At 36.7% G+C, this 1,601-nt stretch carries 1 protein-coding gene; it reads left to right on the top strand.

Annotation, left to right across the window (positions count from 1 at the left end; all coding sequences use genetic code 11):
- Positions 1 to 185 precede the first annotated feature (185 nt).
- Entirely contained in the window at positions 186 to 1,445 is a 1,260-nt protein-coding gene (locus tag ACRCJ0_RS13715) for a cytochrome P450 (protein ID WP_417894351.1), read from the top strand.
- The last annotated feature ends 156 nt before the right edge of the window (positions 1,446 to 1,601 follow it).

Below are 1,601 nucleotides of genomic sequence, written 5' to 3' on the forward strand. Positions count from 1 at the left end.
TCAGCTTGGTATTCTAAGACTGGTGTCTCCTGCAGCGCTTTTTCATTTTTTAAGGCTTTTGTCCCAGCCTCATTTAGAAAGCGGATTCATCGTATTTTCACATTCTTTTCACGAAGCTTTTGCTTGAAAGAGACCCTCATGAGTCTTACACTTAATTTATCAGAAAAGAAAAAGGAGAATGTACAATGAAGGAAGTACCAGAAACAAAGATTAAACTGACCGAGGCGAAAGATTTATTTGATCACGGTTATAATCTTTTATCGGTGATTCGTGAAGATGTCGATGCTCCGGTGGCAAAAGCAAAATTTTTAACTAAAGAAATAATTACGATATATGGTGAAGAAGCTGCTAAGAAATTCTATGATCCAACAAAGTTTAAACGTGAAGGGGCAATGCCTAAACCTGTATTGAAAACCTTGTTTGGAGAAGATGGCGTTCAAACCTTAGATGGAGAAGCTCATCATCATCGAAAGAATTATTTTATGGACTTAATGGTCCCAGAACGGATGGATGAGTACGCTGAAATCTTAGACAGACACCTAACAGAAAAAATGGAGGCACAACACGGAAAGTTTGAATTATTTGAGTTAGCGAATCTAGTGTTGTTTGAAGCCGTTGCAGAATGGTCTGGGATTAACTTGGATCGTTTAAGTGAAAATGAGATTAAAGATTTAGCTGAGAAACAAATTTCTATGATCAGTGGAGCAATTACCTCACCAACCGATCATATTAAAGCAATTTCTGATCGAAATGATTCGGAAGAGTGGGCACAAGAGTTAATTAAAGAAGCTCGCGAAAATCCTGTTCCAGGCAAAGAACATTTAGCTTTATATACTTTCGCTCAAGCGACAGATTTAGAGGGAGAATTATTGCCATTAGAAGTTGCGGCAGTTGAATTACTGAACATTATTCGTCCAACAGTCGCTTTAACTGTCTGGATGGCATTGATGGGACATGCTTTATTTGCTAAGGACGGTGTATATGATGAATTGAAAGCTGACTTTAAAAACTTACAAGATCCTTTCATTCAAGAGATGCGTCGATACTATCCTTTCTTCCCAATGCTACCAGCAATCGCAATTGATGATGTTGAAATCAATGGTTACCATATTCCTAAAGACACTTGGACAGTTTTAGACCTTTATGGTACGAATCATGATGAACGAACTGTAAATGACCCAGAAAAGTTTGAAATCCGTCGCTATCTAGGGCGTGCAAAAGATTTATCTTATGAAGAAGAATATGAAATGATTGCTCAAGGTGGAGGAAAATTCAGAGAAATGCACCGTTGTGCGGGAGAATGGATCACTTTACATAGTATGCGAGTATTCTCGGATCATTTAGTCAATAAGAATGAGTTCTCGATTCCGGAGCAGGATTGGGAAATTCCAATGAATCAGTTCCCAACCTATCCGAAAGATCGATCATTACTTTTTAAAGAATAAAAATAAGCTATAAGCAATAAATAGGCTTTTGTCCCAGCCTATTTTTTATTCCTAATTACACTTTCTAAAAGACTTATTATTAACAATATAGAGAAAAAGGTTCTGTTGCAAAGTTTTAAGTAAAGAATAAAATCCCTTACGGTATCTATGATTTAA

It is taken from the genome of Aerococcus sp. L_32 (assembly GCF_050689315.1).